Source organism: Luteolibacter sp. AS25 (genome assembly GCF_046736275.1).
GTDB lineage: Bacteria > Verrucomicrobiota > Verrucomicrobiia > Verrucomicrobiales > Akkermansiaceae > Luteolibacter.
Genome location: NZ_CP151837.1, coordinates 3,189,303 through 3,211,212, shown reverse-complemented (window position 1 = coordinate 3,211,212; position 21,910 = coordinate 3,189,303). Strand labels below are relative to the sequence as shown.

Below are 21,910 nucleotides of genomic sequence, written 5' to 3'. Positions count from 1 at the left end.
TGAGTAATCAGACTCCCAGAACGATTGCCGAGCGGGAGGTGGTGTAGAATTTCAACTGGCCGTCCGGGGCGATGGGGTAGTCGACGGATGGGTCCAGGCGATTGTGTCCGCCATATTTTGATTGATCGGAGTCGAGGAGGAGTTTGTGGGTCTCCTGAAGATTCGGGTGTACGCCATAGCCGGGGATGGATTTGTCCGGTGAGAGGTTGATGACAAAGATGAGGTTGGCGCGCTCCGCGATGAGGATTTTGTTTTCGTGATCAACGTGGAGTAGCTGGGCGGGTGGTGCGCTGAGTAGGTTTTTCTCACGGGCGAGGAGAACCAGGTCGCGATCCCATTCCGCGAGTAATTTGTATTTCAGGTCGGGGTTGTCCACGAGCGACCATTGGCGGCGGCAGTAGTGATAGGACCAGTCGTTTCCTTCCCGCGGGAAGTCCAGCCACTCCGGATGGCCGAATTCATTTCCCATGAAGTTGAGCCAGCCTTCGCCACCAAAGGCGAGGGTGAGGAGGCGGATGATTTTATGAAGGGCGATGCCGCGCTCGATGACGGGGTGTGGATCGTCTACTTTCATGTGGAAATACATTTCCTTGTCCATGAGGCGGAAGGCGAGGGTTTTATCTCCGACGAGTGCTTGGTCGTGGGATTCGGCGTAGGCGATGGTTGCTTCACCGTGGCGGCGGTTGGTGATGGTTCCCCAGAGTTCATCGAGGTCCCATTCTTCATCGCGCTGGTGTTTCAGGAGTTTGATCCAATGATCGGGAATTCCCATCGCAAGGCGGTGGGTGAAGCCGACTCCGCCTTCGGAGTTCGGTCGGCAGAGGCCGGGCATGCCGGACATGTCTTCCGCTACGACGATGGCTCCGGGTTTGATCTCGGAGATGAGTTGGTTGGCGAGTTTGAGGTAGGTGATGGCCTCATGGTCCACATCGTCTCCATAATAATCTTCGTATGATCCGAAGGCGCGATTGCCATGGGAGTGGTAAAGCATGGAGGTGATGCCATCGAAGCGGAAGCCATCGAAGCGGAATTCCTCCAGCCAGTAGCGGACGTTTGACAGGAGAAATTGTTTCACCTCCGGACGGCTGTAGTCGAAGCATTTGGAGTCCCATTGCGGGTGGTCGCCTTTTTCTCCGCCGTGGAAATACTGGTGGCCGGAGCCGTCGAGGTTGTTAAGGCCTTCGGAGAGGTTTTTGACGGCGTGGGAGTGGACGATATCGAGGATGATGGCGATGCCCATGCCGTGGGCGGTATCGACGAGGAATTTCAGGTCTTCCGGGGTGCCGTAGCGTGAGCAGGCGGCGAAGAATGAGGAGACGTGGTAGCCGAAGGAGCCGTAGTATGGATGCTCCTGGACTGCCATGAGCTGGATGGTATTGTAGCCGGCCTTCTGAATGCGGGGGAGGGTGTTTTCCGCAAATTCCCGGTATGTATGGACGCGTGGTTCTTCCCCGGCCATGCCGGTGTGGGCCTCGTAGATGAGTGGGGCGCCGACGGTCTGTGGATCGAACTGGTGTTGCCAGACGTAGGGCTGTGGCGGTGACCAGATTTGCGCGGTGTAGTCGTGGGTTTCAGGATCCTGGACGGCGCGCTGGATGGTGGCAGGGAGGCGATCGCGGCGTGAGTCGTCAGCGCCGTGGATGTGAAGTTTGATCTTGGCCTCGTGGGAGAGCGTGCCGGCGGGGAGGGTTGTTTCCCAGATGCCGTTCGCTTTTTTCTCAAGTGGGTGGGAATCGCGGTTCCACTGATTGAAGTCGCCGATCAGGGAAACAGCGCGGGCCTCGGGTAGCCATTCGCGGACGGTCCAGCGATCGGCTATTTTATCGAAATGTATGCCACAGTATTTGTGGGCGGTTGAGTAGGCGGAGAGGGAGCCGTGGTTTTTCCTGATGTCTTCCAGAGCGGATTCGAAGCGGGCGGTTCGATCGCGGATCGCTTCGGTTTGTGGCTCAAGCCACGGATCGTTCTGTACGAGAATGGGAAGGGGCTGGGCTTGTTCCATACCGATAAGTAAAGGCGAGAGTGGGGGCGATGGGAAACGAAAAGGAGGCAAGGAAGGCTACCGATCGTGAATTTTCAGGTTTCTGAGGAAGGGTCAGGGTTTCCGGGGCGCTGAAGAGGCTGTAAAAATCACTGCCCGGGAATGAATTTGGAACTTGGTTCGGTATTTCGAAGGATTAGGGTTCGTCCATGTTTTTAGGGGCTATTCATCTGAAGTTCACGGGTTGGGATTGGGCGGTATTGATTGGTTATTTGCTGCTGACGACTTGGGTGGGCCACGCCATGCGTGGGAAAAATGCGACGATCCGTGACTTTTTCCTGGGTGGTAGGTCTCTTCCTTGGTGGGCGGTTTCCGGCTCGATCATTGCTACTGAGATCAGTGGTGTGACGTTTATCGGGGTGCCGGGGACGTTGTTTGCGCTGAATGGCGATTTCACCTATATGCAGTGGGCGATTGGCTCGATCATCGCACGGTTTCTGGTGGCCAGATATTTCGTGAAGGTCTACTACGAGCAGGAAATCTACAGCCCGTATGACTATATGGGAAATCGGTTGGGCGGCGGGGCGAAAATGCTGGCGACCATTTTTTTCACGTTGGGAAGCGTATTGGGACAAAGCGTCCGCGTGCTGGTGGCTGCGATTCCGCTGCGGGTGGTGACTGGATTGCCGATCGAATGGAGTATCCTGATCATCGGAGTCTTCGCGATCGGGTGGACTTTGATGGGAGGTATGCAGACGGTTATCTGGACGGATGTGATGCAATTCGTGCTGTTTGCGGTGGGTGGGACTGTCGCTCTATTCTGGCTGGTGAGCGGTGTGGATGGAGGTTGGGGAGGTTTCTGGGAAACCGCGCAAACCTACGGAAGGACTAGGCTCTGGGATTTTTCATGGGGATTTGAGAGGGATCTTCAATTCACCTTCTGGGTGGCGCTGATAGCGGTGCCGTTCCAAAATCTAACCGCGTTCGGCGTGGATCAGTTGAATGCCCAGCGGATGTTCTGCTGCAAGGATGCCAAGGCGGCGGGCAAGGCGCTGATCTTCAGTTCATTCGGACAAGTGCTGACTTTGCTGATGCTGATGGTGGGTGCGGCTTTGTTCGTTTGGTATCATGAGCATCCCTTTACTGCGGCAGAGGCGGATCTGGTGAAAGCGACAGGTGACACAATTCTGGGAAGCAATGTGGCTGAGACCGGCGAACACGATTTTATCTTTCCGATGTGGATCGTGACGGTGCTACCACCGGGCGTGAGCGGACTGCTGCTGGCCGGGATATTTGCCGCCTGTATTTCGAGTCTGGATTCTATCCTGGCGGCATTGAGCCAGACGACCCTTTCTGTGATTTACAATCCTGAGTCGAAAACGGACGAGGAGCTTTCAAGGATGAATCTCATGAGTAAGACCCGGTGGCTGATCATTGGCTGGGGACTCACTTTGACCGGCTTCACCCAGCTGCTGAATATGGTGCGGGAGGATATCCCTATCCTGCCGCTGGCCTTCGGGATGACGACCTACACGATGGGGCCTCTGCTGGCTATGCTGCTGTGCTCCCTGCTCGGCCGCGGCAGTGTGAAGGGGCTGGTGGTCGGGAGTGCTATTTCGGTGGTTCTGGTGATGTTCGTGAGGGTTGATCTGTGGGTTCTGTGGATAAAAGCAAAGCTGCCGTTCGAATGGCTGGCGAGTCTGCCTACCCTGGAGCTGAATGCGGCCGGGGATGGGATACTTTCAGTGTATTGCTACGCCTGGGCCTGGCCGGTGACTACCGCGCTGACTTTTTGCTGCGGTTATTTCGGCGCGTCACAGAAGCGAAATCCAGGACTCTAACAGCTGTTACAGTCGCGTCACATTGCTAGGTGCTTGCATTGAGCGAGTTGTGTAGATTTGGCCTGTTAGTTGCATCCGATAGTTTAGCGTTCCGTATAAAATTACAGGTCAAGTTTTTAAAAAAATTTGAACGTGGAACGCTTGTGGAATCGCTTGAAAAACTTCTCTCTGTTAGAGCAGGTTAATTAAATATTCCACCGAATCGAAACCTAGTTCAACTTTGGAAACGTTGCTTCTGGGTAGCCCGAAGGGGGGCTGTCCGGAGAGCGACTCAGTGGTATAGCATGAAAACAGAGCAAACGGAAATTCAAGGGGTGGAAATGGGAGTGAATGCAGCGGTGGACGCTGCGATTCATGGCGACGATTCCTGGGGGAGGGTTGAAGTGAAGCTCCGCAAGCTGATTGGTGGCGACGCCTTCGGGCGCTGGTTCGGTGGGGCGAACTGGGGTGGTTTTGAGGCGGGTGAGGGCTTGGTTCTGGTTCCTGGAGAGATCCATCAGGTGTGGATTGAGACAAACTATTTGCCTGAATTAATTCTGGCCGCAGGAGAGGTTTTCGAGGGTCTGCACCGTATCGATATTCAGGTTGCGGAAGTGGGGAAAAGTGGCGAACCGGAAGTTGTGGCTGAGGTTGATCCGGAGATCAGGAAAGAGGTTCCCAAGGAAATTTTTGAAAAAAGGGCGAACGCCGCAGGGTTGAACCCGAACTACACGTTCAAAAACTTCGTGGTCGGAAGCAACAGTCAGTTTGCTCATGCGGCATGTCAGGCGGTTTCCACGAAAAAGTCGGTCGGTTACAATCCGCTCTTCATTCATGGCGGCTCCGGTCTCGGTAAGACGCATTTGATGCACGCGATCGGACAAGAGATTTTGCGTCGGCGTCCGGATGCCAGAGTAATTTTCCTGACCTGTGAAAAGTTTATCAACGAGTTCATCGAGTCGATCCGCCGCGGGGACATCGAAAAATTCCGTCGCCGCTATCGGAGTTCCGATGTGTTGCTGATTGATGATGTTCAGTTTCTCGCTGGAAAAGACCGGTCCCAGGAGGAGTTCTTCCATACGTTCAATACACTGTTGGACGGGCGGAACCAGGTTGTGCTTACGAGTGATCGCCCTGCGTGTGAGATCAAGAATCTTGAGCCGCGCTTGATCTCACGTTTCGAGTGTGGTTTGGCTGTTGAGCTTCTGCCTCCGCAACTGGAAACAAGGATGGCGATTCTCCGGAAGAAAATGGCCGAGTGGAAGGTCTCGCTGGACGATAAGGTATTGGTTTTTCTAGCTGAAAAAATTCGCTCCAACGTCCGTCGCCTGGAGGGTGCACTAGTTCGGGTTGCGACCTATGCTTCATTGGCTGGCGAAAGTGTCACAGTGGAGAAGGTGGAGCACATGCTGCGGGACTTCATTCATGAGGAGGCCAGCCGGCAAGTGACCATCGATGGTATCCAACGGGCGGTTGCGGAGACGTTTGATGTGCGGTTGGCGGATATGATCTCCCGCCGTAGGCCGGCGAGTATCGCGTTTCCGAGGCAAATCGCGATGTATATGAGTCGTGAACTTACTCACAACTCGCTGATGGAGATCGGTGAGTGCTTTGGTGGAAGAGATCACGGAACGGTGATCCACGCCTGTAAGAAGGTGGTTTCTGAGCTGGATAAGCAGCCTGGTTTGCGCGAGCGGATCGAGCGGCTTACCGACCAGCTCAAACGCTGAGTTCTGCTAGGTGCACTCTGCTTGATTTCCCGTGCGTTCTGCAATTTTGGTATAATTTTTGAGCTGTCCGCGAATTTCCTGGAATAGGGGGAATGTCTTCTTGCTCATAGCATCCGGGGGTGTAGTTTTGGTTGTGGAACAGGACATGCTATTGTCCATGCACATCCAACGAACAATCATATGAACGAGAATCCATTTTCCGAAACTCCAGCTATCGAGCCTGGAAATCCTTCAGTTTCCGGCGCAGCTACAGATCTCCGTAGTGCAGCAGGAGATTTCGCAAAAAACACCAGTGCCCAGGCAACCAAAGTAAAGGACAAGACTGTGGAAACCGCACAGGCGCTAAAGGCCAATGCTACTGAAAAAGCTGGTCACTACAAAGCAGTGGCGACCGAGAAAGCAGAGCATTACAAGGCTGTTGCTTCCGACAAGGCCGCTGAGGTTAAAGCGAATGCTCAGCAGCAATATGAGACAACCAAGGTCAAGGCCAAGGAAATCCAAGTTACCGCTGAAGATTACATCCGTCAGAATCCTACCAAGTCCGTCCTTGGCGCACTTGGCGTAGGCTTCCTCATCGGTCTTATCACCCGTCGCTAAGTTAGCGAATCAAGTTAAGTAATTAAAACGAGTGACTTCATTGTTATGATGGAGTCATCTTTTTGTTTCTGCCATCAACTTGCCTGGCATAGATGCCTATGAGTGAAGAACCAAATATTCCTGAAATTGCCTCCCAAGCAGAGGCTGAGATAAGGGAGGATAATAGAAAGGGCCCACCGTCCAATTGGAAGGAAGCTCTTTCGGTGTTGGCGGCTACCCGAAGCTCGATCATGAAGGTCGAGGGGAAGCAGGTTGCTACAGATCTGGGGAAGAAAATCGCTCTTGCGGTGGTGGCGCTACTAGGGCTGCTTTTTTCATGGATCCTGCTCATGTTCGGGCTCGTGGGAGTTCTCTCCGATCTGACTCCGATGAACTGGTGGCAGGCAGCTTTCTCAGTTGGAGGACTACACATTCTGATCGCGATTCTCCTGCTACTTATTGCAAAATCAATCGGCTCGGAGCCCTTCCCAATTACTCGTAAAGAATTTGAAAAAGACCGCGAATGGCTAAATCAATTAAAACAACAGTCGAAATCTCAGAGCTGATCGCCCAAGGCAAGGCAGCCCGGCTACAGCTGGGCAAGTCCCACGCGGAGCTCAAGCACAAGCTGGATTTCCCGAACAGGCTGCGTGAATCCGTAAAGGCAGAGCCCACGAAGTGGATCGGTGGATCCGCAGCGGCAGGACTTGTCGGGAGCTTTCTTTTCCGCCGGAAAAAGAAGCCTCAGGAACTGGTGCGCCGGGTCAGGAAGGTTAAGAAGCAACGGAACCTTCTACTCGCTACCCTCGGTCTTGGTTTCACTGTCGTGAAACCGGTTGCAAAAATTTATGCAACCAAGCTCCTGAAGGATTATTTCAAGAATCAGATAACGCGTGGGACCGCTTTGCGCCCTAGCCGCGATGTCTCCCCACGCTGAGGCGTGGAGTTCTGACTTTTATCTCTTTTTAGGTGCCAGCATCACCGTGAGGTGCTACCGAATTGGTGCCTTTTACAGACAATCAATAAAACCCAAAAAAACCACTGCCCATGTCCGAACACGTTGTTCTAAATCACGTAGACGAGTATCTGAAGCTCGGTCGTGAATACGATTGCTCCGATATCCATTTATCCACAGCTTATCCGCCAGCATGGCGCAGATATGGACAGCTCAGTCCGATCTGGCCGGATCATCCACCATTGAAGGCGGAGGAAACCGAGAAGCTGGCCAGGTCATTCCTTGGGGAAAAGGAGTGGGCTAGAATCCAGGAAAAAGGAGATATCGATTTTGCATACATCGGGGGAGACGGCCGCTACCGGGCTTCGGTTGTCCGCCAACGTCTGGGTTACGACATGGTGTTCCGTATCATCAATAGTCAGATCCGCACGATGGATGAGGTTGGGCTTCCCAAGGAACATTTGATCCCGCTCACCCGTTACCAGAACGGACTCATCCTAATTACCGGTGCGGTTGGTTCCGGAAAGTCGACTTCTCTGGCGGCTATTGTTAACTTTATCAATGAAGACCGTGAGGACCACATTCTGACGCTGGAAGATCCGATCGAATACGTTTTCGAGTCAAAGGGTTGCCACGTCAACCAACGCGAAGTCCACAAACATACCGAGTCGTTTGCGCGAGCTTTGCGCGGTGCCCTTCGGGAAGATCCTGACGTAATCATGGTCGGTGAAATGCGGGATCTGGAGACTATCCAGCTTGCCCTTACCGCGGCGGAAACGGGTCACCTTGTTCTAGGTACCCTACATACCGGAAATGCTCCGAGGACACTGGACCGGGTGCTCGATGTGTTCCCAACGGATCAGCGGGAGCAAATCCGGATCATGGTTTCGGAATCTTTGCGCGGGATCCTTTCCCAACAACTCGTTCCGAATGTGCAAGGAGATGGCCGTGTTTTGGCCACAGAGCTGCTGGTAAATACTCCGGCTGTAGCCAACTGTATCCGAGAAGGAAAAACCTATATGCTACCGGGTGTTATGCAGACTGGTAAGCACGTGGGTATGATCACCATGGATGAGTCGCTGAAGAAGCTATATGTGAAGGGCGCGATTACCGCCGATGAGCTTCTTTTCCGTTCCGATGACAAGGCGAGCACGCGCTCTTTCCTTGAATCCTGATTTTCTCAAAAATAATTTCCCTAAAAACCCAAATTTAAAATGGCTGAGATTGATAGACTTTTTACGATCCTCGTCGAGAGCGGTGGCTCCGACCTTCACTTGTCCGAGGGGCAACCTCCAAAGCTCCGCGTCCATGGTGCGGTAAGCCCGATAGAGGGCGAGCCTATTCTGGAAGGTGAGGCGTTTCATAATCTTCTCCGTGAGATCTGCGATCCGAAAGCGTTCGAGACCTACCTCGACAATGGCGATCTAGACTTCGCCTACGAGATGAATGAAGAATCGCGGTTCCGCTGCAACTACCTCCAGCAGCAGAACGGTCTGGCTGCGGTTTTCCGTCTGATTCCCACAGAAATCATGTCGATGGAGGCCCTCGGGGTTCCTGAGACAGTCAAGGAGTTCGGACATATGCGTTCCGGCTTGGTCCTGGTAACTGGTCCTACGGGTTCCGGAAAATCCACGACACTTGCCGCGCTTTTGGACTACATCAACACGAATTACTCCCGCCATATCATCACGATTGAGGAGCCGATCGAGTTTGTGCACAGAAACAAACAGTCGATTCTGACCCAGCGTGAAGTCCCCATCCAAACACCATCCTTCGCGGATGGCCTGCGGGCTGCACTCCGGGAGGATGCGGACATTGTTCTGGTGGGAGAGATGCGGGACCTGGAGACCATTTCCCTTGCCCTTACCGCTGCGGAAACCGGGCTCCTGGTGTTCGGAACGCTACATACGAACAACGCGCGCAAAACCGTTGACCGCATCATCGACGTTTTCCCTGCCAACCAGCAAGCCCAGGTTCGGACAATGCTCTCCGCCTCGCTACGCGGCGTTGTAGCCCAGCTTCTATGCAAGCGGGTGGATAAGCCGGGACGTGTGGCTGTTCACGAAATTATGTTCGGAACTCCTGCTGTTGCGGCGATTATCCGCGAGGGTGCTACCCAGAAGCTCTACGACGTGATTACCGGTGGTAAGAACGAAGGCATGCAGTTCATGGATGAATCGATCTGGTCCAAGCTCCGCGAGGGTCTGATCTCACCTGCTGAAGCATATATGAAGGCGATTGATAAGACGCGTTTCAAAAAGTTCCTTCCAGAGGAGCAGCAGCATCTCGGAGATGCATCAGGAGAAAATCCGCTACAGCATTAGGAAATCCTTGGAGGCTGCTGTTGAGCTATCAGCAGCAGCCTCGAATTCATCAGCGATAGTCAGGAATTACCGGACTATTTATTGGGGTCCACGTCGTCGCCCAGAATTTTATCAATCATGGCGACCCGTTCCCACGGGCAGCGTTTCCGTTGGTATTTTTTCCAGACGATATCGCGGAGGGCCCTCCAGACTTCCTCCGAGGGTTCCTCGATTCTCACCCAATCGGGGTCCGACTTAAGTGTTGTAATAATGGCCCAGTCCTTGCCGTGGTAGTTAGCCCGGTAGAATCGCTTTCCCTCTTCTGTTTTTTCGTTCCACTCGTGTGATTCCATGAAAGGGATGGAAGGGTTTTGGCTCATTTCTTGCAAGCCGTGAATATCCGGCGTGTTCCATTGGAATTTCGCAGGGAGGCAGGTTTGGCTCGTTGGATGCTCTCTACGCTTTTGTGAGCGCATAGTTTACAAAGCCGATTTCGAGACTAAAATCCGATACCGGCTCTGATCAATATCCGGGCCCGCCCGTCCAAATCCGGAACTTTTTCCCACACCCAGCCACCTACAAATGCCATGCCTGACGTATGTCTATATTTTCAAGTCCACCAACCGCATCGTCTCCGTGCCAAGCAAGCCAAACAGGAGGAATCCTCATCCCTCTATGAAGACCGGGAGTTAAACCGCGAGATTCTGAATCGCGTGGCAGACAATTGTTATCTGCCTGCGAACGAGATGTTCCTGAGTCAAATTCAGAAGAGCAAAGGCCTCTTCCGTATGGCCCTATCCATTTCGGGAACTGCCATCGAACAGTTCCGGGAGTTCCGTCCGGACGTCCTGGAGTCTTTCCAGAAACTGGTGAGATCCGGTGGTGTGGAGTTGCTCGCGGAAACTTACCACCACTCCCTGGCTTTTGTTTATTCCCCAAAGGAATTCGAGAGGCAGTGCGATTTGCACCTCGATCTGATGGAAGAGGTATTTTCCGTAAGGCCGAAGGTTTTCCGGAATTCCGAACTGATTTATAATAATTCCATCGCCGCGAAAGCCGAGACCCTTGGGTTCGAGGGAATAATTGCGGAAGGTACACCCGGCTTTGTCTGGGATCACTCCCCGAATTATGTCTACTCGGCGCCCGGCACTGCGCGGATCAAGACTTTGCTGAGAAATCACGAGCTTTCCAATGATCTGGCCTTAAGATTTTCCAACCCTTCATGGGGTGGTTATCCACTGACGTGGGAAAAATTCACCTCATGGATCGGCCAGTCTCCTGGCGATATCGTGAATCTTTTCATGGATTACGAGTCGATCGGTGAGCATCAAAAAATCGAAAATGGAATTTATGAATTCTGGAAAAGGGTTCCGGAAATTCTAATCGAAGCAGGCGCGCAATGGGTGACCCCTTCCGAGGCTGTCTCAATCTACCCGGCAAGCGAGTATGATTGCCCGAAAGTCACCTCATGGGCGGATGCCGAGCGGGATCTATCCGCGTGGACCGGAAACGCCATGCAAAAGGAAGCGATTTCCGCTCTTGGCGGGCTTGAGAGCAGGGTTCTTCGAAGCGGAGATGAGGACCTCATTAGCACATGGGGGAAACTCCAGTCTTCTGACCATCTTTACTGGATGTCCACGAAAGGTGGTTCAGACGGAGAGATGGCGAATTATTTCACTCCGTATTCGAGTCCGAAAAAGGCGCACCAGATTTTCATGGCCGCCGTGCAGGACCTGGAACAAAGAACGAACGGGCTCGCTCTGGTTAGCTAAATCAATAGCCGCGCCAGAAGCTGAGTGCACAGATCAGTGTGACCACGCCGTAGGCAAGGCCGCCGAAGGAAAGTAATTTCCAACGGCCTGCCGAGGCTGTTGCCCAAGTAACCGCATCGCGGAAAACGTAGGGCATGCCCACCCAGAAGAGTGATTTTGTGAGTAGTGCGTAGGCGAAGATCGGAATCAGAAGGCGGGAAGTAGGATCTTTCAGAAAAGCTGCCTGCAAAAGTGGTGCGGCAAGCATCAGGCCAAGGAGACCGAGAGCGCGGACTGCGAGGAAATCCCGCACGCTGATGCAGACTGCCACGTAAACGGCTGGAACCAGCAGGCGTAGCAGACCTTTGATATTGTTGAACTCACCAAGATCCATCTGCAGGGCACTGAGTTTTCCCATGCCATCCGGCGCGACGAGCAGCCAGAACCAGGCCATGCCGATTCCAAGAAGGATCTGCCCGGCGAGAGGGCTGCGGGGAAATTTTTTCAACCATCCCTGAACAAGCTCGGGTTTGGCAATCATGAGGCTGTGGGAGCCAATCAGCCAGAGGCTGAGGAGTATTCCTGCGGTGAAGAGCGGGATCAGCTCATAAGGGTGACGTGCGTCCATGCGGCACACGGCTTACGGCGGGGATAGAGGACATTCAAGCGGGAACTGCTTCCGGAAAGGTGAGTGAGAAGCAGTTTACCAGTAATTATGGGTAAAAACGGGCTTGCCCATTCCGCGGATCGTCCAGAGTCTGCGCGCCTTCCTAGAAACACCGGCTTCCGGCGTTCAACCAAATTTGCTTATGTCTTCCCGACTTACTTCCCAGTGGTTTCCTAATGTTCGCGCCGATCTGCTCGCAGGTCTTGTGGTAGCTCTTGCGCTGATTCCAGAATCAATCGCCTTCTCCGTCATCGCGAATGTAGACCCACAAGTCTGCCTATTCGCCTCCGTGGTGATCGCGGTGACTATCGCGTTCGTAGGCGGTCGCTCTGCGATGATTTCCGCATCGACTGGCGCCATCGCTCTGTTGGTAGGCGATCTGGTGAAAGATCACGGTCTCGCCTATCTCCTTGCTGCTTCGATGCTTACGGGGATTATCCAGATCGTTCTCGGTTTGGTGAATGTGGCGAACGTGATGCGCTTCGTATCGGCATCTGTGATGACTGGATTTGTAAACGCCTTGGCTATTCTCTATATGATTACCCAGGCGAATGAACTGATACTTGCAGGAAATATGGGCTCTTGGGTCACCTTTCCGTTGGTAGCTGGTGGATTGGCCATCATTTACCTTTTCCCATTGATCACCAAAGCGGTTCCATCCCCGTTGATCGCGATTGTTGTGATTTCCCTGATCGCGAATTTCTTCGAGATGGATGTCCGAAGGGTGAAGGATCTCGGAATTCTGCCGACAGGCTTGCCTTACCTTGATTTCGAGAACTGGAAGCTCCTCCCTCTCACCTGGGAAACCCTTCTGATCATTCTTCCCGTTTCCTTGAGCTTCTCCGTCGTGGGTCTGTTGGAGTCCCTGATGACCGCGCAGATTCTCGACGAATTCACCGATACTCCGAGTGATAAGAACAAGGAGGCCCGCGGCCAGGGCATTGCGAATATTGCGTCCAGTTTATTCGGTGGGATCGCTGGTTGTGCGATGATCGGACAGTCTGTGATCAACGTGAAATCAGGAGGCCGCGGCAGGCTCTCCACACTCACGTCGGGTGTTGTATTGCTCGTTCTCCTCTTGGTGATGAATACACAAGTCGGGAACATTCCGATGGCGGCACTCGTTGCTGTGATGATCATGGTTTCGATCGGCACATTCAACTGGGCGACGTTCAAGAATCTGAAGATCCAGCCGAAGATGACGAGCATAGTCATGCTTGCAACAGTAGGAACCGTGGTGGGAACCCACAATCTGGCGATCGGCGTGGGAGTGGGTGTGCTGCTCAGTGGAATTTTCTTCGCTCACAAGGTTTCGCAAGTCATCGGGATCACCAGCGAGCTATCCGGAGATACCAGAACCTACACAGTCCGCGGCCAGATCTTCTTTGCCTCAGCCGATACCTTTGGTGCGGCATTTGATTTCAAGGAGGTGCTCTCCAAGATCGTTATTGATGTTTCACAGGCACATTTCTGGGATCTGACATCAGTGGGCGCTCTGGATAAAGTCGTCTTGAAATACCGCAGGGAAGGTGCCGAGGTGGAAATCCTTGGTATGAACGAAGCAAGTGCTACCATCGTAGGCAGACTCGGGACCCACGATAAACCGGGTGCGCTCGAACGCATGCTCGATCACTGAAACTCAAATTTAACCTAGCATAATACCATGTCCACTATTCTCGCTTGCACAGACGGATCCCTTTACGGACGTAGCATTTACCAGCACGCAGCCTGGGCTGCCAACAAGCTTTCCTCACCGGTGCACGTTCTTCACGCGATTGAGCGCGAGGAGGTGCCCGCTACGCATGATCTTAGCGGAAACATCGGGTTTTATGCCAATGCCGAGTTGCTGGCAGAGCTTAGTCGCCTGGATGAGTCTCATGCCCGTGTTGCCCGTTTGCGTGGAAGCGCGATTCTGGAAGATGCGAAAAAGCAGTTGGAAGGACTCAGCGTTGAGACTACCCAACGCCATGGTGCCCTTGTTGACGCTGTTCTTGACTATGAAAAGGACGCCTCACTTGTCGTCATCGGGAAACGCGGCGAGCACGCGGATTTTTCCAAAGGCCACCTCGGCAGTAATCTTGAGCGGGTGGTCCGCTCCACGAAACTTCCGGTTTTGGTCGCCGCCCGTGAATTCAAGCCGGTGGAGAGATTTACCGTGGCTTTCGATGGTGGGCCCAGCTCACTGAAAGCGATTCATTACCTGGCCACCGAAGCGCTACTCAAAGGTGCAATTTGTGATCTCGTCACTATCGGGAAGCCGGACTCCGAAGCTGCAAAAGCACAGGACAGTGCCGCTGTGGCCCTGAAAGGTGCAGGCTACCAGGTCAACGTGGAACTCCTCTCTGGGGATGCCGATGAAATCATCTCCGGAAAAGTCAGTGACTCCGGCAGTGACCTTCTTGTCATGGGAGCATACGGGCACTCGAAAGTTCGCCAATTTATCCTCGGTAGCACGACGACCACTCTGATTCGCACCTGCCAGGTCCCTATTTTACTATTCAGATAGAGCGCAGATGTCTTGGATCCTTACAAAGCTGATCCGCTTCTACCAGCTGGCGATTTCTCCATGGTTGCGGGCTTTGAGCGGAGGGCAAGGTGTGTGCAGACACGATCCCACCTGCAGTCATTACGGAATTGAGGCGATCCGGGTTCACGGTGCTTTCAGAGGAACGTGGTTAACATTCCGTCGTCTCATGCGCTGCCATCCCTGGGGAACGCATGGATATGACCCGGTGCCGAAAAAGCGGGAGCACTAAGGCCGGTCGGCTTTTTTCACGATGGCCCAGTCATCAAGCCAATCGAGCTTCAACGACATGCCGAAAAGTTCGCTGAGCGAATCGGAGTTCAAGATTTCCTTTTTCTCACCATCGGCGATCACCCGCCCTTTCTTGAGAAGGATAACCCGCTCGATTTCCGGTAAAATTTCCGCTGGATCGTGAGTGACGAGTAGGAGTGTCGTGGAGCGGTTCGCCAAGTCCCGCAATTTATCAAGCATCGCGAGACGTCCTGCGAAATCCAAGGCAGTGGAAGGCTCGTCAAGTATCAGAACCTCCGGCTGATGGACCAATGCCCGCGCGATCAGGAACCGCCGTTTCTCACCGGAGGAAAGCTGGCCGAAGTATCGTTGAGCGAGGTTTTGGATGCCTAGCTCTCCGATTGCTTTGGAGCATTTTTCCTCTTCTTCGCGGGTGAATGCCATATCCCTTGTCCTTCCGTAGGCCGCCCGGAATGCGGAGAGCACTACATCGGACGAAGTTTCCTGCGGGTGGAATCTTGCCACATCTTCCGGCATAACCAATCCAAGCTGGTGGCGGATTTCTTCGAGGTTCCAGCGTTCTTCGCCGAAAAGCCGACAAGTGGCGCCAAACGCAGGTCTCACCTCACCGGTGATCAGCTTTAACAATGTGCTTTTTCCCGCGCCGTTGCCGCCGAGAATCGCCACGCTCTGATCCGCTCTCAGGCTGAGGTTCAGTTCCTTGAGGGCCAGATTCTCATCGCGCCAGACATTGGCGTTGCGGATTTCGAAGAAATTTTCACTCATTTTGAAATCAAACCACGGATTTTAAGATCATTGCCAAATTGTTCATGTGTAATGTTCCGGAGCTTAAGTGATTCCCGGATGTCACCACCAGCCAGAGCGGGGACGGTATCGCCACAAACCAGCGGTGCATAGTAAATGACCGCCTCATCCACCATTCCGGCGGATAACATTGCTGCTGCGAATTTCCCACCCGCCTCGATCATAACTGAGAGCACTCCCTGATCTGCCACCAATCCGCGCAGAATTTCTTCAAGATTGGATTTCGAGCGGATCAGTGTCCGATCTTTCCACTCGTCCGAGAAAAGCGGTGCGTCCAGTGGCATGGTTTCGGGGCGATTGGAGGCCACAACACGCCACGGCTGATCCCTGCCTTCCAGAAGTTCCGGCACACGGATGGTGAGAGCCGGGTTGTCGCGGCGGACGGTTTCACCGCTGGTGATGATTGCATCAACTTCTGAACGGATTTGTTGCACATCCATACGGGATTCCGGGCCGCTCAGCCACTGTCCTTCCCCCTCCGGACGGGTGATTTTCCCATCCAGAGACATGGCACATTTCCAAATAACCCACGGCAGCCCTGTTCGCTGAACCTTGGAAAACGGGCGGAGGATTTGCTCGCAGGTTTCTTTGAGCACTCCGGAAAGAACCTCGATTCCCGCCTGTTTCAGTATCGCATCCGCGCCGCCGACGTGGGAAGGGTTCGGATCCTCACAGGAGTATACAACACGGGCGATTCCGGCTGCAGTCAGCGCACTGGTACAGGCGGGAGTGCGGCCTGAAGTCGAGCAGGGCTCCAGAGTTACGTAGGCAGTCGCTCCTCTGGTTTCTCGATCACCGCAGTTTCTGAGCGCTTCTACTTCGGCGTGCGGTTGGCCGGCTCTGGTGTGCCAGCCTTTACCTAGAATTTCGCCATTTTTCACGATCACCGCGCCCACCGGCGGGTTTGGCGCTGTCTTGCCGATTCCCTTCCGCGCTTCTTCAAGCGCGATTTTCATACATTCCTCATCGGTCATTTTTTAAAAAATGTTCACAGGAAGGTAGTAAGTCCAGCACTGAGAGGCCGCCAGGCGTTCGTTTTGTCTAAATTATGTTGCCAAGTTTACTAACTTTCATAGTCTCAAACCATGTTGAAGCGAATTTTTACGATCACCATTCTGGCCATTTCAGCAGTTGCGGCGACTTCATGCTGCTGCCTCTAATAAAAACCCATTAAAAACGAACTCCCGATGAAAAAAATCCTCTGCCTATTCACTCTCGCTGCTCTTGCTCTGAGCTTTTCTTCCTGCTGCTCCATGTTCGGAGGCGGCAAGTCCTGGTCCGGCACCCGCACCGAGACAAAACAAGTGAAAGTCGTAACCAACAACGGCCCACAGGTTTACATCGCGCCTGATGCTAAAACCGGTATCGGCGGCATGATGGAAGGTGGCGAAACAGTTTCCTACAAGACAGTCAGCAAGGAAGTTCGTATTCCGTGCCAGAAGTGCACACGTTACTACTGCCCTAAGAAAGACTGCTGCGGCACGACTTCCGAGAGTGTGATGAAAATGGCTACAAGCCAGGGTTCCACAGGTAGCCCGCACATCGGTCTGATCCCGACCATGAGAAAACTGGCTGAATAAGCTGATTTTCCGATAAATTTTTAATGAAGCGCGGTGCGGTAGATCCCCTCCGCGCTTCTTTGTTTCCAGCAATCATAAAAAGGGCTGGAAATAACCCCGCTTTCTACCATCCTATTCCCCAACACCACCTTTCTTTCTCTATATCATGTCAGTAAATATCGAAATGCCCAAGCTCTCGGACACAATGACCGAAGGCACCCTCATCAAATGGCACAAGCAAGTCGGAGATACCGTCGAGATCGGCGATATCCTCGCTGAGGTGGAAACCGACAAGGCGACCATGGAAATGGAAGCTTTCGATGAAGGCGTGATCACCTCGATCAATGTCCAGGAAGGCGAGAAAGCTGAAATCGGTGGTGTTCTTGCTGTCCTTGATGGTGATGATTCCGGTGAAGACTCATCAGAACCTGCTTCCGAGCCCGCTGCAGCACCTTCTCCTTCGGCAGCTGCCGCGAAAGTGGAAGACTCCGCTCCGGCATCTTCCGAGCCCGCACCTGCGGCCGAGTCATCAGATGGCTCCCGCGTAAAAGCATCTCCGCTTGCGCGTAAGGTAGCTGAAGAACTCGGTGTTGATATCTCTGGTCTCACTGGATCAGGTCCTGCAGGCCGCATTGTCGAGGCAGACGTAAAGGCCGCCTCATCCGGCCCCGCACCTGCCAAGAAGACATCTTCCAACGCCTCCGCGGCAGCAGGTCTCGCCGCATCCGCGAAAGCCAAGGCATCCGGCTCTTCCGCACCAGCTGCTCCTGCTCCGCAGGCGATCCAGCCGGTTTCAGGAGAAGAGGACGAGCGCATCGAGCTTTCTTCCATGAGGAAGATCATCGCTTCCCGCCTGCTGACTTCCAAAACAACCATCCCTCACTTCTACCTCCACGTGGAAGTCGACGCGGCGCCTCTCATGGCGATCCGCAAACAGGTCAATGATCAGGCGGAGAAAACACACGGAAACAAATATTCCGTGAACGACTTCATCCTCAAAGCTGCGATCAGCGCAGCCGAAACTGTTCCGGAAATCAACGCATCCTTCGCAGGTGACCACATCGTGAAATTCAAGCACGTGGGTCTTTCCGTAGCGATCGCAGTTGAAGACGGCCTGGTGACACCGGTTATCAAGGAAGCTGAAAGCAAATCTCTCCTCGCAATTTCCCGTGCTGTGAAAGACATGGCCAGCCGTGCACGCGATAAGAAACTCAAGCCAAACGAATTCGACGGCGGAACAATTACTGTTTCCAACCTGGGTGCGTGGGGTATCGATTCCTTCGATGCGATCGTCAATCCACCGCAGGCAGCGATCCTCTCCGTAGGTGCAGCTGTTCAAAAGCCAGTCGTGGTAAACGGCGAGCTTGCCGTTGGACTCCGCATGAACATCGGCGTATCCGTCGATCACCGCGTGGTTGATGGCGCTGTTGCAGCGAAATACATCGCAGAGGTCAAGAAGCTCATCGAGAGCCCGGCTCTGATGCTTCTCTAATCCTTAATTCGGTTGAATTTACAGCGGGCTCCGAAAGGGGTCCGCTTTTTTTGTGCCGGTGTGTTGCATAACTTCGTCCCGATCTAATTGCTCCAGCCTTCTGTTATAAAATGGGAAATATAGGGAACCGGCTCCGAATCATTGGTGAGCTTTTTCCAGCCTACCTCGATTGTCACCGGCACGCGCTTGTTTCTCCCTATCAGTGACTTGAAGGCTGGTAGGAGATTCGGAGCTACAAAGCACTGCAACGGCTGGGAAAAATCCCGATGTTCGATCTGCAGATTTGGATAATTATCGGGCAGACCGGGTGGTTTGCCCAGCTCTGCGCCGTTCATGATGTAAAGCCGCATCGTTTGTGCTGCTCCAGGCTTTGCATCGGTGAATTCATCCCAGTTCATCGTGCCGTAAGAGCTGAAGCTCAACCAATCCACTGCGAAACGATCACCTTCCCAAGCGACTGCGATTGAGTAAATCCCCCCTGTGAAAGGTTCGATTTGGAACAGGACTAGCATCGAATCACCGAAGTTTGAGATTTGCCCGGCCGATACGCGGCCCAGGGTGGGAAAAGGGTTTTGCCGGACCTCGTAAAAATCCCGCATCATTGGGAGAACGCGTTTCGGTTCCCTTACAAATCTCGACTTTCCTTCAAGATCAGAAGCCTCGAAAAATTCTTCAAGGACCTCGAGTGCGGCAGCTTCAGGGTCTTCAGGTAGATTTTCTACAGGAACTGATTCGGCGGTAATCCTCGTGGCGGTCGGGGAAGAGTCGGCTTGGGGTTTGAAGGAAAGAATGAGAAAAGAAGTCGCGATCACAACTGAAATCGCCACTCCCGTTACGACTACCGCCTTGGCGAACTTCGAAGAAATTTTCACCTGCGGCGATGGAGAAGTGGCAGTAGGCAGCTTAGAGCTCCGAGCAATATCGACGAAGGCTCGGGAATAACAGCAAAGCCCATCACATCGAAGGCACGGAGATCGAGGGAACTCAGGGTGTTGATTTGTCCTGCCGGATTAGCGGTTGGATCGAGCAGCCCATATCCAAGATTGTCCTCCCAGTGGCTAGCCTGATTCCCGTCTCCGTTCGCGGATCCTGTGGAGAACGTGGCGATACTTGTCGCTCCTCCGTCTATGGAGAAATAGGGATCGCCGCCGGTCGAAAAGTCGAGCTGCCCGGCCGCGCTGTATCGGAAGAGGTCCCAAACGGAGAAGATTGCAAAACCATCGAGATCAATCGTGGATCCCGCACCGTCACCGGAGCCATGATAGAAATCCACCGTATCTACTCCACTGACAAAGCCAAGGGCGTGTCCGATTTCATGGACGGTAACACCTACAAAATCCTGTTTCCCCGCATCAATTCCGTCCGATTGATCGAAGTCCCATGTGAAAGCGCTGTTGAAGGCGATGCTACCATCGGAATCCGATGAGGCCCCCAGAAGTCCAAGCGCTTTGGCGTTGGCATTGTTAACGGCGAGGGCGCTGTTGTTTGCTGATCCGTCGTTGTCCAGATATACGGAGCTATCGCTCGTATTGTTGGTCAGAAATTCAATGCTGCTACCTGTGGGAAGTGCTGCGGTGGCGATGGCATCGTCAGAAGATGTTGCTGCGCCAAGCAATGCGGCCCTTACAGAGGTGTAGGTATAGGCGCTACCTATGGATGATGTTGAACCGAGGACGTTCGAGGCGAGGGTGCCATCAAATCTGATATCGAAATTGATGGCAATGTTATCGGTGAGGATCGAGGACCAGATATCCGCCGCCTGCTGGAATCCCGCGAGAGCCTCTGCCTGCATGCCGCCGGCCGTTGTATCGGTGAAATTGAAGGTGATGGCTTTCGCCTGGGAAGTGGCAGCGAAAATGGCGCCTGCCAGTAGATATTTTTTGTTCATTATCAGAAAGTTATGGGGGATTTTTCTGTTTTTACCCGGTCCAGAAGAACCGCAAATCTAGTAGCAAACAAGACTTTAATTAACTTAACTTAAGTAAGTTCGAATGAATTTTAATATGATACTTCTCCTCGTTTGACTTTCTCATGCGTGCGATGAAGTCTTCCGGCCCTGCACACGATGAATTGGTCAAACTATAGATTTCTTGCCATTCCGTTACTGTTGATCGGCGGGTGCAAAGCGCTTTCTCCAGAGAGCCGGATGGGTGAAGCGGGTGCTCCGGGGCAGTGGGCCGCATCAAAAGAAGCGCAGGCGGGCATCGATAGAAACTGGATCGGCAAAATCGGAGGTTCAGAACTCCGGAATCTGGTGGATCAGGCGATCTCGGAAAACCAGGATCTCAGGGCGGCGGCTGCCAGGGTTGAAAAGGCATCGGCAGAGGCGAGGATTGCTGGTGCAGGTAGACGGCCAAGTCTTGCACTGGGAACGGATGGAAGCAGGAGCGAGCAAAATTTCATCGGATATCCAATTATTGGAAACAGCGGGGCAATCCCGAGTATCATTTCCGAGCAATACGGGGTGGATCTGAACGCTGCCTGGGAAGTGGATATCTGGGGCCGAATGAGGGCGGGTGAGGAAGCGGCGATTGCCGATGCAGAGGCGCGGTCCTATGATTATGAGGCTGCGAGGGTTTCTCTGGCGGGGCAGGTGGCGAAAACCTGGCTGGCGCTTGCGGAATCAAACGAGCAGGTGGCGCTGGCGAAAGAGGGTCTGCAGGCAAGGAAGGTTTTGGCAAACGCTGTGCGGGAGCGGTTCGAGCGGGCAATCGCCGATGACGGGGGCTCCGCATCGCAGGTGCGTTTGACAGCGGCGGAGGTGGCGAATGGAGAAGGCACGCTGGCCCAAAGACAGCTGGAGCGGGAGCGGACGATCCGTCAGCTGGAGATACTTTTAGGAAAATACCCTTCGGGCAGCCTTCAGGCAGGAGCTAAGTTACCGGGTTTTCCTGGTTCCACTCCCTCGGGCCTGCCATCGGAGCTCCTGCAGCGTCGTCCTGATATTTTAGCTGCGGAAAGAGCTGTGGCTTCCGCCGGAAGGCGTGTGAAGCAGCGCAAGCTCGCCAGATTCCCGAGTTTGAAGCTTACCGGAACCGGCGGAACGAATACGGATAGCCTGCGTGATGTGCTGAACAGCGATTTCAGTGTGTGGTCGATCGGTGGCAGCCTCACTCAGCCGATTTTTCAGGGTGGAGAGATTGCAGGAGGAATTGCGTCGGAGCAAGCTGGTGAGCGCGAGCAGGTGGCTGCTTTGAGAAAAACAGTTTTGGACGCCTTTGGCGAAGTGGAGCAGGCACTGGTAGCCGAAGCCTATCTGGCGGAGCGCGAGCGGGCCGGAAAACGGGCGGCGGATCTTTCCAAAGAGGCGGCGGACCGGGCATACGAAGAATTCGATGCCGGAACGGGTAGCGTTCTCACGCTGATCGAGGCGAAGGAGCAGGATATCAATACTGCCAGCCAATATGTGGCGGTGAAACGTCTTCGGCTGGAAAATCGAGTGGATCTGCACCTCGCTCTTGGTGGTGATTTCCGCACATCAAAATAAGATTTAAGA

Annotated in this window: 21 protein-coding genes; 14 read left to right on the top strand and 7 right to left on the bottom strand. The window is 53.6% G+C overall.

Features of this window, described 5'->3' with window-relative positions; genetic code table 11:
* Window positions 1–7 precede the first annotated feature (7 nt).
* Window positions 8–2,002 (bottom strand): alpha-amylase family glycosyl hydrolase, encoded by a 1,995-nt coding sequence (locus AAGA79_RS14805; RefSeq protein WP_411826591.1) that lies wholly within the window; start codon window positions 2,000–2,002, stop codon window positions 8–10.
* 188 nt (window positions 2,003–2,190) lie between these two features.
* Between AAGA79_RS14805 and AAGA79_RS14800 the strand changes: the two genes are divergently transcribed.
* From AAGA79_RS14800 to AAGA79_RS14770, 7 genes are all read left to right on the top strand, one after another.
* Entirely contained in the window at window positions 2,191–3,822 is a 1,632-nt protein-coding gene (locus AAGA79_RS14800; protein WP_411826590.1) for a sodium:solute symporter family transporter, read from the top strand.
* 284 nt (window positions 3,823–4,106) lie between these two features.
* Window positions 4,107–5,531, top strand: coding sequence for a chromosomal replication initiator protein DnaA (dnaA, locus tag AAGA79_RS14795; protein ID WP_411826589.1), 1,425 nt, complete (start codon window positions 4,107–4,109; stop codon window positions 5,529–5,531).
* 180 nt (window positions 5,532–5,711) lie between these two features.
* A complete protein-coding gene (locus AAGA79_RS14790) occupies window positions 5,712–6,128 on the top strand; it encodes a YqjD family protein (protein ID WP_411826588.1) in 417 nt (138 codons plus the stop codon).
* 98 nt (window positions 6,129–6,226) lie between these two features.
* Window positions 6,227–6,673, top strand: coding sequence for a phage holin family protein (locus tag AAGA79_RS14785; RefSeq protein ID WP_411826587.1), 447 nt, complete (start codon window positions 6,227–6,229; stop codon window positions 6,671–6,673).
* Entirely contained in the window at window positions 6,631–7,044 is a 414-nt protein-coding gene (locus AAGA79_RS14780; protein ID WP_411826586.1) for a hypothetical protein, read from the top strand. Before AAGA79_RS14785 ends, AAGA79_RS14780 begins: the two co-directional genes overlap by 43 nt.
* Before the next feature lie 110 nt (window positions 7,045–7,154).
* A complete protein-coding gene (locus AAGA79_RS14775) occupies window positions 7,155–8,237 on the top strand; it encodes a type IV pilus twitching motility protein PilT (protein WP_411826585.1) in 1,083 nt (360 codons plus the stop codon).
* Between the two features lie 39 nt (window positions 8,238–8,276).
* Window positions 8,277–9,386, top strand: coding sequence for a type IV pilus twitching motility protein PilT (locus AAGA79_RS14770; protein ID WP_411826584.1), 1,110 nt, complete (start codon window positions 8,277–8,279; stop codon window positions 9,384–9,386).
* A 74-nt stretch (window positions 9,387–9,460) separates the two neighbouring features.
* On the opposite strand, the gene AAGA79_RS14765 is transcribed toward AAGA79_RS14770, so the two are convergent.
* Complete coding sequence (locus AAGA79_RS14765; protein ID WP_411826583.1) at window positions 9,461–9,745, bottom strand: hypothetical protein; 285 nt, start codon at window positions 9,743–9,745, stop codon at window positions 9,461–9,463.
* Window positions 9,746–9,952: 207 nt separating this feature from the next.
* Here AAGA79_RS14765 and AAGA79_RS14760 point away from each other — a divergent pair, with 207 nt between their 5' ends.
* Complete coding sequence (locus tag AAGA79_RS14760) at window positions 9,953–11,137, top strand: glycoside hydrolase family 57 protein (protein WP_411826582.1); 1,185 nt, start codon at window positions 9,953–9,955, stop codon at window positions 11,135–11,137.
* 1 nt (window position 11,138) lies between these two features.
* On the opposite strand, the gene AAGA79_RS14755 is transcribed toward AAGA79_RS14760, so the two are convergent.
* Window positions 11,139–11,744: a hypothetical protein gene (locus AAGA79_RS14755; protein WP_411826581.1), complete on the bottom strand. Its 606-nt coding sequence runs from the start codon at window positions 11,742–11,744 to the stop codon at window positions 11,139–11,141.
* Window positions 11,745–11,925: 181 nt separating this feature from the next.
* Between AAGA79_RS14755 and AAGA79_RS14750 the strand changes: the two genes are divergently transcribed.
* The 3 genes from AAGA79_RS14750 to yidD are packed head-to-tail and all read left to right on the top strand — an operon-like array spanning window position 11,926 to window position 14,539.
* The gene (locus AAGA79_RS14750) at window positions 11,926–13,419 is read left to right on the top strand and encodes a SulP family inorganic anion transporter (protein WP_411826580.1); all 1,494 of its coding nucleotides are present in this window, start codon (window positions 11,926–11,928) and stop codon (window positions 13,417–13,419) included.
* A gap of 27 nt (window positions 13,420–13,446) precedes the next feature.
* On the top strand, window positions 13,447–14,289 hold the full coding sequence (locus tag AAGA79_RS14745; RefSeq protein ID WP_411826579.1) for a universal stress protein: 843 nt from the start codon (window positions 13,447–13,449) through the stop codon (window positions 14,287–14,289).
* A 7-nt stretch (window positions 14,290–14,296) separates the two neighbouring features.
* Window positions 14,297–14,539 (top strand): membrane protein insertion efficiency factor YidD, encoded by a 243-nt coding sequence (gene yidD, locus AAGA79_RS14740; protein ID WP_411826578.1) that lies wholly within the window; start codon window positions 14,297–14,299, stop codon window positions 14,537–14,539.
* Here yidD and AAGA79_RS14735 read toward each other — a convergent pair.
* Together AAGA79_RS14735 and ribD are read right to left on the bottom strand one after the other, a co-directional pair.
* The gene (locus AAGA79_RS14735) at window positions 14,536–15,324 is read right to left on the bottom strand and encodes an ABC transporter ATP-binding protein (RefSeq protein WP_411826577.1); all 789 of its coding nucleotides are present in this window, start codon (window positions 15,322–15,324) and stop codon (window positions 14,536–14,538) included. The genes yidD and AAGA79_RS14735 overlap by 4 nt on opposite strands.
* Window positions 15,321–16,337 carry a bifunctional diaminohydroxyphosphoribosylaminopyrimidine deaminase/5-amino-6-(5-phosphoribosylamino)uracil reductase RibD gene (ribD, locus tag AAGA79_RS14730; protein ID WP_411826576.1) on the bottom strand — a complete coding sequence of 339 codons (1,017 nt, stop codon included), beginning with the start codon at window positions 16,335–16,337 and terminating at the stop codon, window positions 15,321–15,323. Before ribD ends, AAGA79_RS14735 begins: the two co-directional genes overlap by 4 nt.
* A gap of 213 nt (window positions 16,338–16,550) precedes the next feature.
* Between ribD and AAGA79_RS14725 the strand changes: the two genes are divergently transcribed.
* Window positions 16,551–16,943, top strand: a complete 393-nt coding sequence (locus AAGA79_RS14725) for a hypothetical protein (RefSeq protein ID WP_411826575.1) — start codon at window positions 16,551–16,553, stop codon at window positions 16,941–16,943.
* A gap of 145 nt (window positions 16,944–17,088) precedes the next feature.
* A complete protein-coding gene (locus tag AAGA79_RS14720; RefSeq protein WP_411826574.1) occupies window positions 17,089–18,414 on the top strand; it encodes a dihydrolipoamide acetyltransferase family protein in 1,326 nt (441 codons plus the stop codon).
* Between the two features lie 83 nt (window positions 18,415–18,497).
* Here the strand turns inward: AAGA79_RS14720 and AAGA79_RS14715 are convergent, their stop codons facing one another.
* Complete coding sequence (locus tag AAGA79_RS14715) at window positions 18,498–19,286, bottom strand: hypothetical protein (protein WP_411826573.1); 789 nt, start codon at window positions 19,284–19,286, stop codon at window positions 18,498–18,500.
* Window positions 19,283–20,302, bottom strand: coding sequence for an NF038122 family metalloprotease (locus AAGA79_RS14710; protein ID WP_411826572.1), 1,020 nt, complete (start codon window positions 20,300–20,302; stop codon window positions 19,283–19,285). The genes AAGA79_RS14715 and AAGA79_RS14710 overlap by 4 nt, the downstream gene beginning before the upstream one ends.
* Before the next feature lie 177 nt (window positions 20,303–20,479).
* Between AAGA79_RS14710 and AAGA79_RS14705 the strand changes: the two genes are divergently transcribed.
* Window positions 20,480–21,901, top strand: coding sequence for an efflux transporter outer membrane subunit (locus tag AAGA79_RS14705; protein WP_411826571.1), 1,422 nt, complete (start codon window positions 20,480–20,482; stop codon window positions 21,899–21,901).
* The last annotated feature ends 9 nt before the right edge of the window (window positions 21,902–21,910 follow it).